This is a genomic window from Microbacterium azadirachtae, from assembly GCF_025583665.1.
Taxonomy (GTDB): Bacteria; Actinomycetota; Actinomycetes; order Actinomycetales; family Microbacteriaceae; genus Microbacterium; species Microbacterium azadirachtae.
This window is the reverse complement of record NZ_CP099706.1, coordinates 3,285,757-3,305,178: the sequence shown is the minus strand read 5'-3', so window position 1 is coordinate 3,305,178 and position 19,422 is coordinate 3,285,757. Positions and strand designations below refer to the sequence as shown.

20 protein-coding genes are annotated in these 19,422 nt (G+C 71.0%); 16 read left to right on the top strand and 4 right to left on the bottom strand.

Translation table 11 applies throughout. From position 1 onward, the window contains the following. Positions 1-6 precede the first annotated feature (6 nt). Positions 7-1,500 (bottom strand): HNH endonuclease signature motif containing protein, encoded by a 1,494-nt coding sequence (locus NFX31_RS15640; protein ID WP_262956176.1) that lies wholly within the window; start codon positions 1,498-1,500, stop codon positions 7-9. A 192-nt stretch (positions 1,501-1,692) separates the two neighbouring features. Here NFX31_RS15640 and NFX31_RS15635 point away from each other — a divergent pair, with 192 nt between their 5' ends. After that, positions 1,693-2,229, top strand: coding sequence for a DnaJ family domain-containing protein (locus NFX31_RS15635; protein ID WP_262956175.1), 537 nt, complete (start codon positions 1,693-1,695; stop codon positions 2,227-2,229). Positions 2,230-2,309: 80 nt separating this feature from the next. Here the strand turns inward: NFX31_RS15635 and NFX31_RS15630 are convergent, their stop codons facing one another. Next, a complete protein-coding gene (locus NFX31_RS15630) occupies positions 2,310-2,843 on the bottom strand; it encodes a hypothetical protein (protein ID WP_248700400.1) in 534 nt (177 codons plus the stop codon). Then, positions 2,840-3,301 carry a DM13 domain-containing protein gene (locus tag NFX31_RS15625; RefSeq protein ID WP_045250007.1) on the bottom strand — a complete coding sequence of 154 codons (462 nt, stop codon included), beginning with the start codon at positions 3,299-3,301 and terminating at the stop codon, positions 2,840-2,842. Before NFX31_RS15625 ends, NFX31_RS15630 begins: the two co-directional genes overlap by 4 nt. Before the next feature lie 153 nt (positions 3,302-3,454). On the opposite strand from NFX31_RS15625, the gene NFX31_RS15620 reads away from it, so the two are divergent. From NFX31_RS15620 to NFX31_RS15565, 12 genes are all read left to right on the top strand, one after another. Beyond that, positions 3,455-4,165 (top strand): response regulator transcription factor, encoded by a 711-nt coding sequence (locus tag NFX31_RS15620; protein WP_045250008.1) that lies wholly within the window; start codon positions 3,455-3,457, stop codon positions 4,163-4,165. Next, the gene (locus NFX31_RS15615; protein WP_262956174.1) at positions 4,162-5,307 is read left to right on the top strand and encodes a sensor histidine kinase; all 1,146 of its coding nucleotides are present in this window, start codon (positions 4,162-4,164) and stop codon (positions 5,305-5,307) included. Before NFX31_RS15620 ends, NFX31_RS15615 begins: the two co-directional genes overlap by 4 nt. 228 nt (positions 5,308-5,535) lie before the next feature. Next, positions 5,536-5,934, top strand: coding sequence for a type II secretion system protein (locus NFX31_RS15610; protein ID WP_262956173.1), 399 nt, complete (start codon positions 5,536-5,538; stop codon positions 5,932-5,934). Positions 5,935-6,002: 68 nt separating this feature from the next. After that, positions 6,003-6,419, top strand: coding sequence for a hypothetical protein (locus tag NFX31_RS15605; RefSeq protein ID WP_045250009.1), 417 nt, complete (start codon positions 6,003-6,005; stop codon positions 6,417-6,419). Next, positions 6,416-6,949, top strand: a complete 534-nt coding sequence (locus tag NFX31_RS15600) for a prepilin-type N-terminal cleavage/methylation domain-containing protein (protein ID WP_045250010.1) — start codon at positions 6,416-6,418, stop codon at positions 6,947-6,949. Before NFX31_RS15605 ends, NFX31_RS15600 begins: the two co-directional genes overlap by 4 nt. Further along, complete coding sequence (locus NFX31_RS15595) at positions 6,940-8,571, top strand: hypothetical protein (protein WP_262956170.1); 1,632 nt, start codon at positions 6,940-6,942, stop codon at positions 8,569-8,571. Before NFX31_RS15600 ends, NFX31_RS15595 begins: the two co-directional genes overlap by 10 nt. Further along, positions 8,568-9,410, top strand: a complete 843-nt coding sequence (locus tag NFX31_RS15590) for a prepilin peptidase (RefSeq protein ID WP_262956168.1) — start codon at positions 8,568-8,570, stop codon at positions 9,408-9,410. The genes NFX31_RS15595 and NFX31_RS15590 overlap by 4 nt, the downstream gene beginning before the upstream one ends. A 37-nt stretch (positions 9,411-9,447) precedes the next feature. Beyond that, complete coding sequence (gene pilM, locus NFX31_RS15585) at positions 9,448-10,500, top strand: pilus assembly protein PilM (protein WP_262956167.1); 1,053 nt, start codon at positions 9,448-9,450, stop codon at positions 10,498-10,500. Next, positions 10,500-11,162: a hypothetical protein gene (locus tag NFX31_RS15580; RefSeq protein ID WP_262956165.1), complete on the top strand. Its 663-nt coding sequence runs from the start codon at positions 10,500-10,502 to the stop codon at positions 11,160-11,162. Before pilM ends, NFX31_RS15580 begins: the two co-directional genes overlap by 1 nt. Then, entirely contained in the window at positions 11,159-11,938 is a 780-nt protein-coding gene (locus NFX31_RS15575; protein ID WP_262956163.1) for a hypothetical protein, read from the top strand. The genes NFX31_RS15580 and NFX31_RS15575 overlap by 4 nt, the downstream gene beginning before the upstream one ends. After that, a complete protein-coding gene (locus tag NFX31_RS15570) occupies positions 11,935-13,074 on the top strand; it encodes a type IV pilus twitching motility protein PilT (protein ID WP_276553869.1) in 1,140 nt (379 codons plus the stop codon). The genes NFX31_RS15575 and NFX31_RS15570 overlap by 4 nt, the downstream gene beginning before the upstream one ends. After that, positions 13,074-14,312, top strand: a complete 1,239-nt coding sequence (locus NFX31_RS15565; protein WP_262956161.1) for a type II secretion system F family protein — start codon at positions 13,074-13,076, stop codon at positions 14,310-14,312. Before NFX31_RS15570 ends, NFX31_RS15565 begins: the two co-directional genes overlap by 1 nt. Positions 14,313-14,336: 24 nt before the next feature. On the opposite strand, the gene NFX31_RS15560 is transcribed toward NFX31_RS15565, so the two are convergent. Beyond that, entirely contained in the window at positions 14,337-16,004 is a 1,668-nt protein-coding gene (locus NFX31_RS15560) for a GspE/PulE family protein (protein WP_045250016.1), read from the bottom strand. A 184-nt stretch (positions 16,005-16,188) separates the two neighbouring features. On the opposite strand from NFX31_RS15560, the gene NFX31_RS15555 reads away from it, so the two are divergent. The 3 genes from NFX31_RS15555 (at position 16,189) to NFX31_RS15545 (ending at position 19,367) form a co-directional block, all read left to right on the top strand. Next, the gene (locus NFX31_RS15555; protein WP_262956160.1) at positions 16,189-16,617 is read left to right on the top strand and encodes an SRPBCC family protein; all 429 of its coding nucleotides are present in this window, start codon (positions 16,189-16,191) and stop codon (positions 16,615-16,617) included. A 57-nt stretch (positions 16,618-16,674) separates the two neighbouring features. Beyond that, positions 16,675-18,657: a M13 family metallopeptidase gene (locus NFX31_RS15550; RefSeq protein ID WP_045250018.1), complete on the top strand. Its 1,983-nt coding sequence runs from the start codon at positions 16,675-16,677 to the stop codon at positions 18,655-18,657. Positions 18,658-18,974: 317 nt separating this feature from the next. Continuing rightward, positions 18,975-19,367 (top strand): hypothetical protein, encoded by a 393-nt coding sequence (locus NFX31_RS15545; RefSeq protein WP_045250019.1) that lies wholly within the window; start codon positions 18,975-18,977, stop codon positions 19,365-19,367. Positions 19,368-19,422 lie beyond the last annotated feature (55 nt).

The following is a 19,422-nucleotide window of genomic DNA, read 5'->3' as shown; positions in this document are numbered from 1 at the left end:
GTATCGTCATCGCCGCTGGCCCGGTGGCGCCAGCGCGTCGGCGAGTTCTCGGCGGATCCGGTGCGGGTCGCCGTCGCGGGTGCGCGGGCGGTGCCAGCCGCCGTGGGGGTCCCACCAGTGCGGGCCCTTGATCTCTGGCACGCCCACGCGCATGCGGATGCGCCATCCCGACGACTCGAGAGTGCGGTGATGATGCCAGCACAGGGCGACGCCGTTGCTCGTATGCGTCGGACCGCCCGCCGCCCACTCCTGCACGTGATGGAGTTCGCACCAGGTCGCCGGAACGTGGCAGCCCGGGATCACGCACTCCCGGTCTCGGAGCACGATCGCACGGCGCTGGATCGCGGTGAAGATCCTCGCGCTCGTGCCGATGGAGACGATCTGCCCCTGCTCGTCGAACAGCACCCGCTGCACCCCGCCCGCGCACGCCGCATGACGCGCCACGGACAGCGAGACGTCGTCGCCGGTGCCTTCGATACGGGCGCGTCCCTGCCCTACGGCGTAATCAGAGGCGGTGACGGACACGACCAGGGTCGGAGCGGCCCCGCCCAGGTCCGGCAGCCCACCGCTCGCGGCTGCAGCGGTGAGGATCGTGGCGAGGTTGTCGTGATCGCGTTGAGCGCGGGTACGCGGCTCCGCCGGGGCCGGGAGGTCGGCGAGCCCATCCGGATCCGGGTTCGGGTCCGGGGCGAACGAGACGCCTCTCCACCCGTGATCCGCGGATCCGGTCGCGGCGGGGTTGTTGAGCGCGTCGAAGAGGCGCTGCAGCTGGCCGGCGACTTCGGGCAGCAGTCCGCCGCGCACCGGGTGCACCCCGTCGCGGAGCCGGCCGATCCAGAGCCCGCGATTCCGGTCCGCCTTCGCGTCGTCGGGTTCGGCGCCGTCGGGATCGAGGGCGAGCATCACCGCCCGGGCGTACTCGCCGAGCTCGGCGGTGGACGGGGCGGGTCCAGGCCGCCCGTGTTCGTCGGGCAGATCCTCGCCGCGGGCGGTCGCCGCCAGCAGGCCGTCGACGGCCTCGCGCTCCTCGGCTCCGACACGATTGCCGGCGCGCTCGACCGGACCGATCGCGGCGAGCAGCCCCGGGACCGACACGATCCCATCGCGCAGCGCAGTGGCCAGTCCCGCGAACCGAGCGGCGGCGAACCCGCCGCTCGACAGCTGCCGTTCCCGGTGCGTGGCCCGGGCGGCGCGGACGAACATGCGCGCCGTGCCGACGTCGGTGCGCAGCGCTCGTCGCAGCAGCTCGGTCGCGTCGCGGCACCCCGCCTGCACAGACACCCGTTCGGAGACGGCCCGCATGTCCCGGTCGATCAGCTGCCCCGTGAGGGCGGTGATCACCGCGTCCAGCCGACGCCGTACCGCACCCGCGGCCTGCGCCGCGGCGACCAGATCCGCACCGCGCGTTCCGTCGAACCCGGAGCACACCTCCGCCGAGGCGAGCAGGTGCTCGAGCAGCTCGTCCACCTGCTCGAGCATCCGGGTCGCGGTCGATGTCATGCCTCTATTCAACCCTCGGCCACCGACATTCGAAGCCCAGATCAGGCGCTCTTTCCGGACTGTGCAGAACTCATTGGCGCGGGCAGTTGTGGAGGACGATCCGCGCACGGCCGATGCTCGTCGTGACCGCCGCGCACCCGCCGCGGACCGTAGGCTGGAAACCCCGAGGTCCGAACAGAACCGGAGGAACCCATGGCCGACGACGAGCAGAGACGCTCCGCGCGTGCCGAGCGCGCGCTGAGCGCGAAGCCTGGGGAAACCACCGCGCCGCCCGCGGCACTGAACGCCGAGACGATGCCGGCGATCGTCGAGACCGCGATCCAGGTGGCGATCCGGCAGGGACAGTTCGACGATCTGCCCGGTGCGGGCAAGCCCATCCCCGGCCTCGGCGATCATCATGATCCGGACTGGTGGATCCGCCGCAAGATCGAGCGCGAGAACCTCACCGGTCTCGGGCCGCCCGCACTCATGCTGCGCGTGGAGGACCGGGAGCTCGACGCGCAGCTCGACGGCCTGCATCGCGAGGAGGACGTCCGCGCCGTGCTGGAGGACTTCAACCGGCGTGTGATCGAGGCGCGCCGGCAGCTGCTCGGCGGCCCGCCCGTGGTGACGAAGCCGCGGGACGTGGACGCCGAGGTCTCCGCCTGGCGAGAGCGGCGCGCGGCGACCACGTCGGCAGCGTCGGCCGCCCCTGCACCACCGAAGAAGCGCTGGTTCCGCCGACGCTGAGCCCGTATGGCGCCGATCGATCCCCTGCGCGGGTGACGCGAGGCGACCGACCGGGGCGGCAGCCGTGATGGCCGGTGCTCTCAGCCGCCGCGTCGCACGCCCCGCCCGCGTCTGCGCGCCCAGAGCCACGCCACGCCGAACCGTCCGGACCACGGCAGTGCGAGCACGATCGCCGAGAGCAGCGTCATGAGCGGATACTGCGTGATGAGCTGATCCGACGACCAGTACAGCATGAGCGTCGCGACGGATCCGAGCGCCGTGATCGTGGTGAGCACACGGCCGAGTCCGAGCACGAGCAGGATGCCGAGTGCGACCTCGAGCGCCGGGATGGCGAAGCCGAACAGCCCCGGCGCGGCCTGCATGAGCGCCCCGAGCGGACGGAAGAAGAACGGCACCCGGCTGTTGCCGGTGCTGCCCTGGGCGACGAGCAGGATGTCGGCGGATCCGAATCCCGCCCGGTACTTCAGCAATCCCTCGCCGAGCCACAGCGCACCCGCCGCGATTCTGGCCAGCGTGCCGACGACCTCCCCGGCCCGGAGCAGGCCGGTTCCGCGCCGCACCGCCGGCTCCGTGGGAAGCGCCTCTCCCACGACGCCGGCGCCTGCCGCGGTCATGACAGCGCGGCGGCCCCGAACACCGCCTTGGCCTTGTCGCAGTGGATGACGACGTCCTTGTACATCGAGGCGTCGACGCCGTTCAGCATGAACGACTGCGAGTCCTTGTCGAACGCGACGGGATCGATCTGCTTGCCGGCGGCGACGGCGGCCTCGTCGGTGCCGTTCGTCAGGTAGACGTGCAGGTCAGGCCCCTCGTCCGAGGAGAACCCCGTGAGCGTCAGCTCGGATCCGGAGACGGTGACCGTGCCCTTCACGCTCTTGCCGTTGAGGCCCATGAAGGTGCCGGTCTTCGACATGTGGTCCATCGGAGACGCGGACGGCGTCGGCGAGGAGCTCGACATCGTGTCGGCCGAGGGTGAGGACGCCGACGGCGTCGAGCTGCAGCCGGCGAGGGTCAGGCCGAGGGCGAGGACGGCCACGCCGATCGAGGAGGGGACGAGTGCGGTCTTGCGCATGATTGCTCCATTCCTGGGGGGATGCCGGCGGGGGGACCCGCCGACGGTCGAGAACGGATCCGACGCTAGGCAGGCCCGCCGGCGTGCGGGGGAGTTCTTTCGAGGCCGTAAGGAACGCGGATCCGGTCCGCGCCGCAGGGATAGCCTCGGTGCATGGAGACCCCGGGAACCTCTGTGCCCCGGGTGGTGCTCGTCGAGGACGACCCCACCGTGCGGGTCGCGGTCGAGCGCTACCTCGGCGCGAACGGCTACCTCGTCGACGCCTTCGGCGACGGGGTCTCGGCGCGCCGTGCCGTGCGTGCGGATCCGCCCGACGTCCTCATCGTGGACCGCATGCTGCCCGGGATCAGCGGGGACGAGCTGGCCCGCGACGTGCGGGGGCGCTCCGCCGTGCCGATCATCATGCTCACGGCGCTGGGCGAGGTCGAACAGCGCATCGAGGGGCTCGAGAACGGCGCCGACGACTATGTGGTCAAGCCGTTCGCGCTGCGTGAGCTGCTGCTGCGGGTCGACGCGCTGCTGCGCCGGTCGCGGGCAGCGGCGGCGCCGACGCGGGAGATCGTGCGCGGCGACTTCCGCCTGGATCCGGCCCGCCGGCGGGTGCACGTACGCGGCGAGGAGGTGGTGCTGGCGGCGCGGGAGTACGAGCTGCTCGCGCACCTCGTGCAGCACGACGGCGAAGTGCTCTCGCGGGACGACATCCTGCGGGAGGTGTGGGGGTGGTCGTTCGGCGAGGGCTCCACGGTGACCGTGCACGTGCGGCGGCTGAGGGAGAAGATCGAGCAGGATCCGCGTCGCCCCCTGCACCTGCTCACGGAGTGGGGCGCCGGATACCGGTTCTCGGCGGACGGATCCGGGTCATGATGCCGCTCGGGACGCCCGACGTGCTGCTGATCGTGCTGACCGCGCTGGGATGCGCGGGGGTGGTGACCCTCGCGGCGGTGCTGGTGCTCCGTCGTGCACGGAGGGCGGGGCTGACGTTCCGGCTCGTCGTGGTCGGCGTCGCGTCGGTGCTCGCCCTCGCGACCGGAGTGCTGGCGATCTCGGCGGAGATGTACCTGTCGCCTCACGACTTCACCGTGCTGGTCTGGGTGCTGGGAGCTGCGCTGCTGTGCGCGCTTGCCACGGCGTGGATCACCGCCCGGGCCGCGCGGAGCTCCGTGCAGGATCTGTCGGCCGCGGTGCGCCGGGTCGGGGAGGGCGACGTGGTGGACGGCGGAGCGACCGGCTGGCGCGAGTTCGACGACCTCTCCGCGCAGCTCGCCGAGGCCTCCGCGAAGCTCAGCGACGCGCGTGCCGAGCTGGAGCGACTCGACTCCGACCGGCGCAGATTCCTCGCCTGGATCTCGCACGACCTGCGCACCCCGCTCACCGCGATCCGGGCGCTCGCCGAGTCGGCCGAGGCGGGGCTCGCGGATCCGGCGGCGTTCCCGGCGCAGGTGCGCGCGCAGGTCGACACCCTGGGCCGGATGGTCGACGACCTCTTCGAGCTGTCGCGCATCACGTCGGGCTCGCTCCGGCTGCGGGCCGAGCAGGTCGAGCTGCTCGACATCGTCTCCGATGCGGTCGCCGACGTGCGCGCCGCCGCCGGACAGCACCGGGTGCGGATCGTGCCGCAGGGGATCGAAGGGCACGTGCTGTGGGCGGATCCGCATCAGCTCACCCGCGTGATCGTCAACCTGCTCACGAATGCCGTGCGCCATGCGCCGGACGGATCCGAGATCCTCGTCTTCGCGGAGTCGCCCTCGCCGCATCGCCTCGTGCTCGCCGTGCTCGATCACGGCAGCGGCGTGGCCGTGGAGGACCTGGACCGCATGTTCGAGGTGGGCTGGAGGTCGGATCCGTCCCGTACCGCGGGCGCCGCGCCCGACGCCGTCGCCTCCGGCGCGGGGCTGGGTCTGGCGATCGCGCGGGGGCTCGCCCGGGCGCACGGAGGCGACGTGTTCGCCGAGCACACCGACGACGGCTTCTGCCTGAAGGTGGAACTGCCGGTCGGGCAGCCCTGACGCATGTCGTGCAGATGAGCATCGCTGTCGTCGGAATGCCGAAATAGCGGTTTCGCCGCAGGTCTTGCGCCAGGGCCCGGATGGGTCCATCCTTTGTCCAGGATGAGAGCTCTGGGACAGCTCGACTCCTATCTGGGGACCGGGACCATCCGGGCTGAGGCGTAGGGGACGCGCCGGTTCGCAGAGTGCGTTTTACCCGAAAACGACTCTCTGAAATGGGGATATGCAATGAGCGGTATTCGTCGCGCCCTCGAGGCGAAGAAAGCAGCACGCGAGAACGGTGAAGAGGCCGGCTTCTCACTCATCGAGTTGATCATCGTCGTGGTGATCCTCGGAATCCTGGTGGCGATCGCGATCCCGATCTTCGCCGGGATCCAGCAGCAGGCCAAGGACAATTCACTGAAGTCGATCGCGGCCAGCGCTGCCTCGGCGGTGGCCGCGGATCTGGCGAAGACGACGCCACTCACCACTGCTACCGGGCCCGTTCCGGCCGGCGTGTACAAGGCCGGCGGAAATGCAACCGTCACCGTGGGCGGCAGTCTGACGCTCGACGGGTTCTGCGTGACCGCTACGGGTGCGGGCTCAACGGCGGGCGGCGCCGTGGCAACCGCCGGGCCCGGCTGCTGACACGACCGTCGTGCTCGGCTCCGGGGCGGGAAGCTCCGGGGCCGAGCGCGATCTGGGGGCGGAGAACGATGGCGAACCAGCGTAATCAGGGCAGCGAGGACGGACTCGGCCTCGTCGAGGTGGTCATTGCGATGTTCCTGCTCGCGCTGGTGGCCGTCTCCCTCCTCCCGGCCCTGGTCAACGGTCTGCGCTTCTCGGCGCAGCAGTCGTCGGTGGCCACGGCCACCCGGCAGCTCAACGGCCTCATCGACCAGGTGCGGCAGAGCCCGGACTGCGCGACGATGGGGTCGATCCTCGGCACGGCGGCCACGCCGCGCACCTTCCTGGACGGTCACGGCAACAGCTACACGACCCAGGCGGCGATCGGATCGTGCAGCAAAGGGTCGACGGTGTCGATCCACCTCACCGCCACGCAGGGCGGGAACGCCCTCGCGGCGGCGGATGCGCTCGTGATCGTCCCTCCGGATCCGGTGACGTCGCCATGACGCCCCGGTCGCAGGACGACAGGGGAGTCTCCCTGATCGAGCTGGTGGTGGTCGTCGCCATCCTCGGCGTCGTCAGCCTGGTGCTGGGGACGCTGTTCAGCAACATGTGGCGCTCCCAGGTCGCCGTCTCGGCGCAGAGCCAGGCGACGACCCGGGGGCAGCTCGTCGCATCAGAGGTGGAGCGAGCGATGCGCAACGCAGTGGCCTTCGACGTCTCGGCCGACGGATCGACGATCCGGGTCAACACGGCGCTCGGCGGCGGGCTCCAGTGCCAGGCGTTCCAGCTCGCCGCGGACGGCCTGCACATGACCGTCTCCTCCTCGCCCGCCCCTTCCTCGGGCTGGCCCGTCTGGCAGGCGGACGTCGCCGCCGGATCCGGGGCGTTCATCTCCCAGAGCGGCAACAGCGTCGCGTACAGCTTCGATGCGCTCAGCAGGTCGGGGGCCCAGGTGGTCGCGGCGCCCGTGCACTTCCAGGGCACGGCCTACATGCGCAACTCCGCAGCAGGAAGCCTCAGCCCATGCTGGTGATCCGGGATCGACTCGAGACGGCGGACCGCGACGACCGCGGTGCGGCGCTCGTCGCGGTGCTCATCGTGATGATCGTCGGCGTGGTCGCCGCCGTGCTGGTGGCCGCGACCGTGATGTTCACGATCCAGTCCAACGCCAAGAACAAGAGCACGACCCAGGCGTTCGTCGCCGCCGAGTCGGGACGCGACCAGATGCTCGCGACGGTGCTCGCCAACCCGTGCGCGAAGTCCATCGCGGATGCCGGGTCCGCACCTCTCTACTACGCGGTCAGCGCGCTGTTCGGGCCCGACAAGGATCATCTGACCGACGCGTGCCTGAGTGCGACCGCGACCTCGACGATCCAGATCACGGCCAGCGGCAAGGGGCCCGACGGCTCGGCCACCAAGATCGTCGCGCTCTACCAGCGCCCGGTCTCGCTCTCCAACGCGCCCGGCGGGACGATGTCGTACTTCGACGGGTCCTTCCTCGCCACCCACGCCAACTACACCGGCGATCTGGTGATCCGCAGCGGCAACTACAGCTGCAACTCGTCGTCCGTGATCACGGGTGACCTCTGGGTGCCCAACGGCGCCGTCGATCTCAGCGCGAACTGCACCGTCAACGGCAACGTCTACGCGCTCGGCGACATCACGGCCAGCGGCGGGAACGCGGCGATCGTGAAGGGGAACCTGATCACCGCGGGCAACGTCAACCTCACGGCGAACGGCTTCTCGCTCGGGGACTCCGCCGTCCCGACGTCGGGGTTCGTGTACGCCGACGGCACGTTCGCCCTGGGCAACAAGCCCGTCATCAGGGGCGGCTATTCGATCGGCAAGGGCTTCAGCGGCGCCGGCGTCGTGGGAAAGCCCACGCAGACCGTCGCGAACTGCTCGACCAGCCCGACGCCCGCGGCCAACGCCTCGCTCTGCGGATCGCCCGCGGCGAAGCCCGGCACCAACCGCACCAACCCGACCCTCGTCGCGGTGACGGCGATGACCACCTGGCGCAACCTCGGCTCGGCGCGCGCCGCGTGGGGCTCGAACATCCAGTGGACCACCGGACCGTGCAACGGATCCAACGTGAGCGGCCTGCTCGCGGCCGCGCCGACCCCGCCCAACACGCGCGTCGGCATCGACTTCAGCTCCTGCACCGGCACGGTCACCGTGAACATCGGCGCGACCGGGCTCGTCAACGACGCCGTCATGCTGATCGCGTCCGGATCGCCGATGAACGTCAACGTCTCCGGACCGCTCACCTCGAGCGCCCCGTCGCTGGCGACGGCGCCGCAGCTGTTCTTCGTCCACGCCGACGCGAACCTCACCGACACCGCGCCGAGCTGCGGATCCGGGTCGGCGAGCGATGCGCTGACCCTGCCGAGCACCGTGCAGGCGCGGCTGATGTTCTACACGCCCTGCGGGCTCAACAACAGCTCGCAGAACGGGCTGATCTTCCAGGGGCAGTACTACGCCAACAACGACGGCACCCCGCACTGGGTGCACCCCGACTTCACCTGCACGCCGATGAGCTGGAGCCCTGTCATCGACCTCGGCTGCAAGGTGGCGACGGCGGCGGGCTCGCCCGGAACCACGATCACGACCATCCTCCCGCCGACCCTGACCTCCGAGCAGGAGGTCGCGCCATGACCGCGTTCCTCCTCGTCTTCGCGGGCTTGTTCGGCCTGGTGATCGGCTCCTTCCTCAACGTCGTCGCGTACCGCGTGCCCGCAGGGATCTCGCTCGTGCGCGAGAGCCGCTGCCCCGGATGCGATGCGCCGATCCGGTGGTGGCAGAACGTGCCCGTCGTGTCGTGGGTCGCGCTGCGCGGACGGTGCGCGCGCTGCGCGGCCCCGATCAGCGCGCAGTACCCGTTGATCGAGGCGTTCACGGGCGTCGTGTTCGTCGGGGTGGCGTGGTGGGCCCTTCGACTCGCTGCTCCGGTCGGCGCCGTCGCGGATCCGGTCTTCTGGGTCGTGCTCGTCGCGTTCCTCGGCTTCGCGGCGGTGTCGATCGTGCTCAGCCTCATCGATCTGGAGACGAAGCGGCTGCCGAACGCGATCGTGCTGCCGAGCATCGTCGTCGGAGTCGCCCTGCTCGCGATCGCGGCGGCCCTGGGGCCGGCGGGATCGGCGAGCGGGATCGGATGGACCACCTTCCTGCGGGCGGTCGCGGGCGGGGCGATCCTCTGCGCGTTCTATGCGGTCGTGCGCCTCATCAGCCCGCGCGGCATGGGCGGCGGCGACGTCAAGCTCGCGGCCCTCGTGGGCCTGTTCCTCGGCTGGTGCGGGTGGGCGACCCTCGTCGTCGGCGCCTTCGCGGCGTTCGTGCTCGGCGGGCTGTTCGGGGTGGGCCTGATCCTGCTGCGCCGAGCGAAACGCACGACGGCGATCCCGTTCGGGCCGTGGATGATCGCGGGCGCCTGGGCTGGGATCGCCGTGGGTGAGCCGATCGGACGCTGGTATGTCGGAATGCTGGGACTGAGCTGAGCTGCGGCGAAGCGCGTGGGGAACTGGGGAAGAGAAGATGGCGAAGAGTCACGTCGGAGTCGAGATCACGGAGGAGAGCGTCCGTGCGGTCGAGGTGAGCGGCGAACGGTCGCCGCAGGTGGTCGCCTGCGGCGAGGTGCCGCTGCCTCCGGACGCCGCCCACGATTCGGAGGTGCTCGATCAGGGCGCGGTCGCCTTCGCGATCCAGCAGCTCTGGCGCACGGCCGGGATCAAGGCGAAGTCCGCCACGCTCGGGATCGCCAGCCGGCGCGTGCTGGTGCGCGAGCACAGCACGGCAGCGATGGCGCCCGACCTGCTGCGCCAGGCCCTGCCGTTCCAGGTGCAGGATCTGCTTCCCGTGCCGGTCGCGCAGGCGGTGCTGGACTACTACCCGACGTCGCAGGAGGGGGGCCAGCTGCACGGCCTGCTCGTCGCCGCCGTCGCCGACACGGTCGAAGCGATGATCGCGTCGTTCGCGCGGGCGAAGATCCGCATCGACGGCGTCGACCTCGCCGCCTTCGGCCTCGCCCGCGCCGCGGCCCGCGTGGTGCCGGCCGGTGTGGTCGCCGCGATCAACATCGGCGACCACACGACGCAGATCGTGATCCTGCGCGACGGGATCCCCGATTTCGTCCGCATCACGCCCGTGGATCTGGAGACCTCGGCGGTGCGTCGACGCGCGGCGCAGATGGTCGCGCCGAGCGGTGCGGGCGACGGCACGTTCGCGGTCGCGGGATCCGACACCGGGTCGGGCGACGACGACCTCACGGGCACGGCCGGGATCGTCGCGCGCGGTGCACTGCGCGTCGACGCCGGCGTGCGCCCGGTGCACGACCTGATCGGCCGGATGCGCAGCACGCTGGCCTTCTACCTGAACAGACCCGAGGCGGCGCCCATCCAGCAGGTGCTTCTCAGCGGTGCCGGATCCGCCGTCGACGGCGTCGCCTCCGGTCTCGCTGCCGCCGTCGAGGTTCCGGTGCACACGCTGAGCCTGCAGAACGTCCTGCCGGTGCGCGGCACGGATCCGGGCGGAGAGCTCGCTCTCGATCTGGTGCCCACCGCCGGACTCGCCCTCGGAAAGGACCGCTGATGTCCCGCATCGCCGCCGCCGCCGTGGGCGGCCCGCCCCGCGTCGATCTGCTGCCCCGCTCCGAGGTCGATCGCCGGGAGCGCGAGAAGCTCTCCGCCGTCTGGGTGCGGATCGGGCTGCTCGCGGTCGTCCTCGCGGCGGCGTTCATCGGGGCCGCCTTCGTGTGGAATCAGTTCGCGCAGCAGCAGCTGGTGGCCGAACAGGACCGTTCGACGCAGCTGCTCGCTCAGATCGGCCAGTTGAACGACGTCAGCGGCGCCCTCGCGACCGAGGGGGAGCTGAACGCCTTCCGCGGCGAGGCGATGGGGTCGGATCTCGCCTGGAGCGGCATCCTCGATCGTGTCCGCGGCGCGCTCCCCGCCGACACGACGGTGACCGGCTTCGAGCTCACGCCCGGGGCCGTTCCGGATCCGGCGGCGAAGGACAAGGACGCGGCGAAGAAGGCGATCGGCCTCACCGGCACCCTCACGATCGACAGCCCGAACGCGCTGGACCTGGGCGCCCTGGCGCGGGGGCTGCGCGGTGTCGACGGAGTGCTCGCGGCCGACGGCAGGGCGAGCACGGCCAGCCAGCAGTCTCCCGGCCGGTACATCTACACGATCGACGTCACCTTCGATCAGACCGTGTACTCCGGACGGTACGCGAAGGAGGCGACGAAGTGACCAAGCAGCTGATCACCCTGATCGGCGCCCTCGTGTCGATCGCCATCGTGGTGCTGGCCGTCGTCTTCGGCGTCCTGCCCCTCGTCGGCCAGTCGTTCACGGCGCTGAGCAGCACGAGCCAGGTCGCCGCCACCAACGCGACCTACCGCACGCAGATCGCGGAACTGCAGAAGCAGAAGCAGCGCAAGGCGGAGATCGACGCCTCGGTCGACGCCCTGCGCGGGCAGATCCCCGCGTCGCCCGAGCTCGACCAGGTGTTCGACATCGTCGCCACCTCCGCGCAGGCGTCCGGAGCGGCGCTGACGAGCGCGACCCGCGGCGACCTGGCGCCCTTCGCCCCGCGCACCGCTCCGGTCGAGGCGGGGCCGGGGGCCGCTGCGGCGGAGAAGGCGCAGACCGCGCCCTCCGCCCAGCCGACGCCGCAGCCCACCGCGGGTTCGGGCACCGTGGGCGATGCGAAGAACGTCGCCGCGCAGGCGGACGCGAACGCGGCTCAGACCTCGCAGGCCGGCGCCTCGGGGGCGAACGGCGCGAACGCCGCGGCTCCGGCTGGCGGAGGGACGGGCGCGGCGGGCAAGGAGCAGATCCCCGTGACGGTGATCGCGACCGTCCCCGACGCCGCGGCCGCCCAGGCCTTCCTCGACGGACTGCGCGGATCCGACCGGCTGCTCGCCGTCGACAAGGCCGCGCTCTCGCCGGGGAACGGCGGGCTCCAGCTCCACGTCGACCTGCTCGCCTTCGTGGCGCCGGCACCCACGGCGGGGGCGTCGAGATGAGCGTCCTCGTCCTCACCCGGATCCTCGCGATCGGCGCCCGCGCGGGGGCCAGCGACGTGCACGTGACCGCGGGGGCCGCTCCGCTCATGCGGGTCGACGGGGATCTCGTCGCCGTGCCGGGATACGCGGATCCGCTGAGCGCGGACTGGGTCGAGCAGGCGGCGTTCGAGCTCATGACGATGCCGCAGCGCGAGGAGTTCGCGACGCGGCACGAGGTCGACCTCGCGCACGCCAGCCCCGGCATCGGGCGCTTCCGCGTGAACGTGTTCCGCCAGCTCGGCGAGATCGCGATGGCGCTGCGGTTCATCCCCGACCGGGTGTTCAGCCTCGAGGAGCTCGGTGCGCCGGCGATCGCGGCCGACCTCGCGCTGCGGCCGCGCGGTCTCGTGCTGCTCACCGGACCGACCGGATCCGGGAAGTCCACCACGCTCACCGCGATGGTGGACATCGTCAACAACACCCGGCCGGTGCACGTCGTCACCATCGAGGATCCGATCGAGTTCCACCACACCAGCAACCGGGCGCTCATCCATCAGCGCGAGGTCGGATCCGACACCGAGTCCTTCGCCGAGGCGCTGCGCCGGGTGCTGCGGCAGGACCCCGACGTGATCCTGGTCGGCGAGCTGCGCGACCCGGAGTCGATCTCGACGGCCCTGTCCGCGGCGGAGACCGGCCACCTGGTGCTCTCCACGCTGCACACCCAGGGGGCGGCCAAGTCGGTGAACCGCATCGTCGACGTGTTCCCCGCCGATCAGCAGCACCAGATCCGCACCCAGCTGGGCGACACGCTTCAGGGCATCATCAGCCAGACGCTGCTGCCGCAGGCGCAGACCTCGGGTCGCACCATCGCGACCGAGGTGCTCATCAACACGCCCGCCGTCGCGAACCTCATCCGCGAGGGCCAGGTGTCGCAGCTGTACTCCACGATGCAGGCCGGGCAGGCCTACGGCATGCACACGCTCGACCAGGATCTGCGCCGCCTCGTCGGCGAGGGGCGCATCGCCGCCCACGTCGCGCGCACCTTCGCCGTCGATCCGAAGTCGATCGACGGCGTGCACGTGCGGCCCGCGGATCTCGACGCCGAATCGTGGTCGACGTTCGCCGGTGGGACGCAGCTCGAGGAATGGGGATCGTGATGGCCGGGGTGCAGGAGTACGAGTATCAGGCGCTGGATTCGTCCACCGCGCAGACCGTCAAGGGGTCGATGGACGCGTCCAGCGACAGCGCGGTCGCCACCAAGCTCCGGGCGCAGGGGCTGACCCCGCTGCGCGTCGCGCCCGTCGCGAGGACCGGCCTGCACCGGGAGATCACGCTGCCGACGCTGCGCAAGGGGGTGACCGCGAAGACGCTCGCGATCTTCTCCCGGCAGATGGCGGCGCTCATCAACGCCGGCCTCCCCCTGCTGCGCACCCTGAGCGTGCTCTCCGAGCAGGCCGACGACAAGAAGCTGCAGCAGGTGCTGGTCGCCGTGCAGGGCGACGTGGAGTCGGGATCGTCGCTGTCCGCCTCCCTGGCGCGGCATCCGCAGGTGTTCCCGCCGCTCATGGTGTCGATCATCCGCGTCGGCGAGGCGGGCGGCTTCCTCGGCAAGGCGCTCGACTCGATCGCCGAGACCTACCAGAAGCAGGCGGAGCTGCACGCGAAGATCCGCGCCGCGACGACCTATCCGCTGGTCGTGCTGATCGTCGCGATCCTGGGTGTCCTGGCGATGCTGACGTTCGTCGTGCCCGTGTTCAAGAACATGTTCGCCGGCCTCGGCGCCTCGCTGCCGCTGCCCACGCAGATCCTGGTCGCCGTCTCCGAGAACATGGTCTGGATCCTCCCCTCCCTCGCGGTCGTCGTGATCGTGGTGTGGATCTGGTGGGCGCGCAACCGCTACACGGACGCGTATCGCAAGGTCGTGGACCCCTTCCTGCTGAAGCTGCCGATCTTCGGCAAGCTGCTCACCAAGATGGCCGTCGCCCGCTTCACGAGGAACCTCTCGATGATGCTCGACGCGGGAGTCCCGATCATCCAGGCCCTGTCGATCGTCGGCCAGGCGTCGAACAACTGGAAGGTCGAGCAGACCGTGCGCGACATCCAGGAGTCGATCCGGGGCGGCCGCTCGTTCTCGGCGCCGCTGGCCAAGGCGGAGGTCTTCCCGCCGATGGTGGCGCAGATGGTCGCGGTGGGCGAGGAGTCGGGCACCCTCGCGGAGATGCTCGGCAGCATCGCCGACTTCTACGAGGACGAGGTCGAAACCGCCACGGAGCAGCTGTCGTCGCTCATCGAACCCGTGCTGATCGTCGGCCTCGGCGTGGTCATCGGAGGCATGGTGGTCTCGCTCTACCTGCCGATCTTCACGCTCTACGGCGACCTGGCCAAGCAGCACTGAGGGGAACGGCGCCGAGGCCGCGCCTCACACCGAGACGCGCAGGATCTCCTCGATCGTCGTGATGCCCCGGGCGACCTTGGCCCAGCCGTCGTCGCGCAGCGGGATCATGCCCTGCTCCAGGGCGATCTCGCGCAGCTCGCCGCCCGTGGCACGGCCGACGAGGGCCTGCTCGATGCGGTCGGTCACCTCCATCGCCTCGTGCAGGGCGACGCGGCCGCGGTAGCCGGTGTTCGAGCACACCGTGCAGCCCACCGCGCGGTGCACGGTCGCGCCCTTGATGAGGTGCGCCGGCATCCCGACGCTCTTGAGCATGGCCGTGTCGTGATCGATCGGCTGGCGGCACTTCGTGCAGAGGAGGCGGGCTAGTCGCTGCGCGATGACGGCGCTGAGCGCGGTCGCCACCAGGAACGGCTCGGTGCCGATCTCGACCAGCCGGGTCAGCGCGCTCGGCGCGTCGTTGGTGTGCAGCGTCGACAGCACGAGGTGGCCGGTCAGCGCGGCCTCCACCGAGATCGCCGCCGTCTCGCGGTCGCGGATCTCGCCCACGAGCACCACGTCCGGGTCCGCGCGGAGGATCGAACGCAGGGCGGTCGCGAAGGTGAGGCCGGCGCGGGGGTTGACCTGGATCTGGTTGATGTCGGGGATCCGGTACTCGACCGGATCCTCGACGGTGATCACGTTCACGCGCGGGTTCGCGACCGCGCGCAGCGCCGTGTACAGGGTGGTGGACTTGCCGGATCCGGTCGGTCCGGTCACGAGCACCATGCCGTGCGGGCGTGAGATCGCCCGCGTGAAGAGCTCCTCGTTGGGCTCGGAGAACAGCAGGTCCGACATGAGCATGACCTGACCGCTGTTGTCGAGGATGCGCATGACGATCTTCTCGCCCCACACCGTCGGCAGGGTCGCCACGCGCAGGTCGACGCTGCGCCCCTCATGCAGCACCGAGATGCGGCCGTCCTGCGGCACGCGCTTCTCGGCGATGTCGATCGACGACATGATCTTCAGGCGCGAGATCACGCCGTCCTGGATGCTGCGGTCGGCGCGCTGCATCTCGTGCAGCACGCCGTCGATCCGGAACCGCACCGTGAGGCGGTGCTCACCGGGCTCGATGTGGATGTCGCTCGCGCGGTCGTTGATGGCCTGCGTGATGAGCAGGTTCACGAAGCGCACGACGGGGGCGTCCGCATCCTGGTCGTCGAGCTGCTCGGTGAAGACGACGTTCGACGTCGCCGACGCCTCGCCGATCTGCTCGGAGAGGTCGGTGAGCTCCTCGTCGGAGCGCAGGAAGCGCTCGAACGCCTGGTTCAGCGCCTCGTCGGTGACGACCACGGGCGTGACGCGCAGATCCGTGAGGCTGGCGACGTCGTCGAGCGCGATGATGTCGGTCGGATCCACCATCGCGACCGTCAGCTGGTCGCGGTGGTGACGCAGCGGGATCATCCGGTACCGACGGCAGAGCGGTCCCGGCACGAGGGCGATGACCTCGGGATCCAGCGGATAGGCGGTCAGGTCGACGTACGGGGTGCTGGTCGCCACCGACACGGCCTCGGCCAGCTGCACCTCGTTCACGAGTCCGCGCCGCAGCAGGTAGCCGGGCAGAGCGTCGCCGTCGCCGACGGCGGAGACCGCGGCGTTCACGTCCTCGGCGCGCGCCGCACCGGTCAGCACGAGCATCTGTCCCAGACCGCGCATGGGAGACCCCAATCCGGGCGGCTCCCCAAAGCCGCTCTGCGCTCATCCTAGAGCGGCGCGGGCTTCTGCGGCAGAGCGATATTCCGGTCGCTCCGCGCGACTGCCCCGGCGATGGTCCCGCCGAGGGGGAGCCCCCGTCGTCACGTGTCTTCCCGTGCGCCCAGCGGCGCACGATAATCGCTCCATGCCCACCGCATCCCGGACGATCGAGATCGCCGCCCCCATCGAGTCCGTGTTCGCGTTCTTCACCGACCCGAGCAAGGATCCGCTCTGGCGCAGCGGGGTCAAGGAGATGAGCGCGGAAGGCGCCCCCGCCGTCGGCGGCATCGTGCACCAGGCGGTCGCGGGGCCCGGCGGGCGGTCGATCGTCGCCGACATCCGCATCACCGAGTACGCGCCGCCGGTCCGTTACGCCTTCGCCACGATCGCCGGCCCCGTGCGCCCCGTCGGCGGCTACACGCTCACCGAGACGCCGGCCGGCACGAGCGTCACGTTCGCGCTGTCGGCCGAGGTCGCCGGCGTGAAGAAGCTGCTCATGGGAGCCGCCGTGCAGCGGAGCATGGACGGCGAGACGGCGGCGCTCGATCGGGCGAAGGCGCTGCTGGAGTCCTGATCCGCCGAGAGCGATCCGGCCCGCCCGATGTCGACTCCGCCGCATAGGCTGATCCCCATGACCGACGTTCTCCCTTCCGGCCTCGCCACCGGTGACTTCGACCCCGCGATCCGCCCCCAGGACGACCTCTACCGGCACGTCAACCACACCTTCCTCGAGAACACCGAGATCCCCGCCGACAAGGCGCGCTGGGGCTCGTTCCACATGCTCGCCGACCAGGCGGAGAAGGACGTCCGCGCGATCATCGAAGAGGCGCAGACGGCCGAGCCCGGCACCGAGGCGCGCAAGATCGGCGACCTGTTCGCGAGCTTCATGGACACGGAGCGCATCGCCGAGCTCGGCACCGCACCGCTCGCCGAGCCGCTCGCCGCGGTCGACGCGATCGGCACGATCGGCGAGTTCCTCGCGACGGTCGGAGCCTTCGACCGCGCGGGCATCGCCGCGCTCCTCGGCGTCTTCGTGGAGCCGGACCCGGGCGACCCCGCGCGCTACGTGCCGTTCCTCGTGCAGGCGGGCCTGTCCCTCCCGGACGAGAGCTACTACCGCCTCGACAGCTTCGAGGGCACCCGCACCGCCTATCGCGCGCACCTCGAGCGGATCCTCACGCTCGCCGGCGTCGCGGACGCGGCGGACCAGGCCGAGCGCGCCTTCGGGCTCGAGCACGAGATCGCCGGTCACCACTGGGACAACGTGGAGAGCCGCGACGCGGTCAAGACCTACAACCTCAAGAGCTGGGACGAGCTCCAGGAGCTCGTGGGCGTGGATCTCGCCCCGTGGCGCGACGCCGTCGCCGGCCCTGCGGGGGCGGCTGCGTTCGACGAGGTCGTCGTCTACCAGCCGAGCTTCTTCTCGGGCCTCGGATCCCTGCTCGTCGCCGAGCGTCTCGACGACTGGAAGGCCTGGCTGCGCGCCAAGGTCGTGCACGGCCTCGCCGCCTACCTCACCGACGACATCGTCGAGGAGAACTTCTCGTTCTACGGCACCGAGCTCACCGGCGTCCCCACGATCCGCGAGCGCTGGAAGCGCGGCGTCTCGCTCGTCGAGGGCTCCCTCGGGGACGCGGTCGGCAAGGTGTACGTCGAGCGGCACTATCCGCCGTCCGCCAAGGCGGCAATGGACGAGCTCATCGGCAACCTGCTGGAGGCGTACCGGCAGTCCATCACGACGTTGGAGTGGATGAGCCCCGCCACCCGCGAGAAGGCGCTCGCGAAGCTCGACACGTTCACCCCGAAGATCGGCCACCCGAAGACGTGGCGCGACTACTCGGCCGTCGCGATCGACGCCGGCGACCTCGTCGGCAACGCCGGCCGCGCCGCGCAGTTCGAGCACGACCGCCAGATCGGCAAGGTGGGCAAGCCCATCGACCGCGACGAGTGGTTCATGCCGCCGCAGATGGTGAACGCGTACTACAACCCGCTCATGAACGAGATCGTGTTCCCGGCGGCCATCCTGCAGTACCCGTTCTTCGACGCGGGCCGTGACGCGGCCGCGAACTACGGCGGGATCGGATCCGTGATCGGCCACGAGATCGGCCACGGCTTCGACGACCAGGGCAGCCGTTACGACGGCGACGGCAAGCTGCAGGACTGGTGGACCGACGAGGACCGCGCCGCGTTCGAGGAGCGCACGGCGTCGCTCATCGCGCAGTACGACGCGCTGGTGCCGGAGGGGCTGTCCGCGGACCATCACGTCAACGGCGCGCTCACGATCGGCGAGAACATCGGCGACCTCGGCGGTCTCGGCATCGCGCTCAAGGCCTACGAGATCGCGCTCGGGAAGGCCCCTGAGGCCCTCGACGGGGCGCCGGTCATCGACGGCTACACCGGCGTGCAGCGCCTGCTGCTCAGCTGGGGGCAGGTCTGGCAGCAGAAGAGCCGCGAGGCCGAGACCATCCGCCTGCTCACGATCGACCCGCACTCGCCCAACGAGTTCCGGTGCAACCAGATCCTCCGCAACATCGACGCGTTCTACGGCGCGTTCGACGTGACCGAGGGCGACCGGCTGTGGCTGGCGCCCGAGGAGCGCGTCACGATCTGGTGACACCCGGCCATGCGAGCGCCCGTCCCGATTCCGGGGCGGGCGTTCGTGCGTCGGAGCCGTGGTCGGGCGGCGGTCGAGAGGGCAGGAAGATGGATTTCGCTCCTGCGCGGGGCGGGGGAGGTGCGTTATCCATCTCGTAGGCCGGGGAGCCCGCGCGGGGAGATGGATTTCGCTGCTGCGGCGCGCGAGAGAGGTGCGTTATCCATCTCGCGGGTGCGGACAGCCGGGCAGCCAGGCGGCAGAGCGCGGGGGCGAGGGATCCGGCGGGGCGAGGGAGCCGGCGGGGCGGCGGGATCGCATCGGGTTAGGCTCGGCGCATGATCCCCGCAGACTGGACCCCGCATCGCCGTGAGGACGGCGAGCTGCTCGGATGGATCCGTCCGTCCGGCGCCGACTGGCTGGCCGTCGACGTGCTCGGACGTGAGCTCACCGGCGCGATCGACTGGCTCGACGCCGAGACCGCACTGGAGCACCACGGGATCCGCTGGCTGGCCGATCCCTGGATCCTGGAGGGGGAGGCCGAGGGGCCGCTGCGGGTGCAGATCGTGGAGGTCGTGCCCGAGGGCGACGGGCGGATCACCGTCAAGGTCGACGACTTCGGCGACATGCAGCGCCCGCCCACGCAGCGGTACGCCCTCGAATGGCCGATCCCGTCGCGTCTGCGGCCGCTTCGCGCCGGCGACCCGGACGGGCGCACGATCACCCGCTGACTCGCCGTCGGAGACCGCCCGCGACGGCGGTCTCCCGTCCCCCGCCTGCCGAGCG

Excerpts from the sequence above, each read along its gene's own strand:
- NFX31_RS15640 (WP_262956176.1), bottom strand. The coding sequence starts at position 1,500 with ATGACATCGACCGCGACCCGGATGCTCGAGCAGGTGGACGAGCTGCTC.
- NFX31_RS15635 (WP_262956175.1), top strand. The coding sequence starts at position 1,693 with ATGGCCGACGACGAGCAGAGACGCTCCGCGCGTGCCGAGCGCGCGCTG.
- NFX31_RS15630 (WP_248700400.1), bottom strand. The coding sequence starts at position 2,843 with ATGACCGCGGCAGGCGCCGGCGTCGTGGGAGAGGCGCTTCCCACGGAG.
- NFX31_RS15625 (WP_045250007.1), bottom strand. The coding sequence starts at position 3,301 with ATGCGCAAGACCGCACTCGTCCCCTCCTCGATCGGCGTGGCCGTCCTC.
- NFX31_RS15620 (WP_045250008.1), top strand. The coding sequence starts at position 3,455 with ATGGAGACCCCGGGAACCTCTGTGCCCCGGGTGGTGCTCGTCGAGGAC.
- NFX31_RS15615 (WP_262956174.1), top strand. The coding sequence starts at position 4,162 with ATGATGCCGCTCGGGACGCCCGACGTGCTGCTGATCGTGCTGACCGCG.
- NFX31_RS15610 (WP_262956173.1), top strand. The coding sequence starts at position 5,536 with ATGAGCGGTATTCGTCGCGCCCTCGAGGCGAAGAAAGCAGCACGCGAG.
- NFX31_RS15605 (WP_045250009.1), top strand. The coding sequence starts at position 6,003 with ATGGCGAACCAGCGTAATCAGGGCAGCGAGGACGGACTCGGCCTCGTC.
- NFX31_RS15600 (WP_045250010.1), top strand. The coding sequence starts at position 6,416 with ATGACGCCCCGGTCGCAGGACGACAGGGGAGTCTCCCTGATCGAGCTG.
- NFX31_RS15595 (WP_262956170.1), top strand. The coding sequence starts at position 6,940 with ATGCTGGTGATCCGGGATCGACTCGAGACGGCGGACCGCGACGACCGC.
- NFX31_RS15590 (WP_262956168.1), top strand. The coding sequence starts at position 8,568 with ATGACCGCGTTCCTCCTCGTCTTCGCGGGCTTGTTCGGCCTGGTGATC.
- pilM (WP_262956167.1), top strand. The coding sequence starts at position 9,448 with ATGGCGAAGAGTCACGTCGGAGTCGAGATCACGGAGGAGAGCGTCCGT.
- NFX31_RS15580 (WP_262956165.1), top strand. The coding sequence starts at position 10,500 with ATGTCCCGCATCGCCGCCGCCGCCGTGGGCGGCCCGCCCCGCGTCGAT.
- NFX31_RS15570 (WP_276553869.1), top strand. The coding sequence starts at position 11,935 with ATGAGCGTCCTCGTCCTCACCCGGATCCTCGCGATCGGCGCCCGCGCG.
- NFX31_RS15565 (WP_262956161.1), top strand. The coding sequence starts at position 13,074 with ATGGCCGGGGTGCAGGAGTACGAGTATCAGGCGCTGGATTCGTCCACC.
- NFX31_RS15560 (WP_045250016.1), bottom strand. The coding sequence starts at position 16,004 with ATGCGCGGTCTGGGACAGATGCTCGTGCTGACCGGTGCGGCGCGCGCC.
- NFX31_RS15555 (WP_262956160.1), top strand. The coding sequence starts at position 16,189 with ATGCCCACCGCATCCCGGACGATCGAGATCGCCGCCCCCATCGAGTCC.
- NFX31_RS15550 (WP_045250018.1), top strand. The coding sequence starts at position 16,675 with ATGACCGACGTTCTCCCTTCCGGCCTCGCCACCGGTGACTTCGACCCC.
- NFX31_RS15545 (WP_045250019.1), top strand. The coding sequence starts at position 18,975 with ATGATCCCCGCAGACTGGACCCCGCATCGCCGTGAGGACGGCGAGCTG.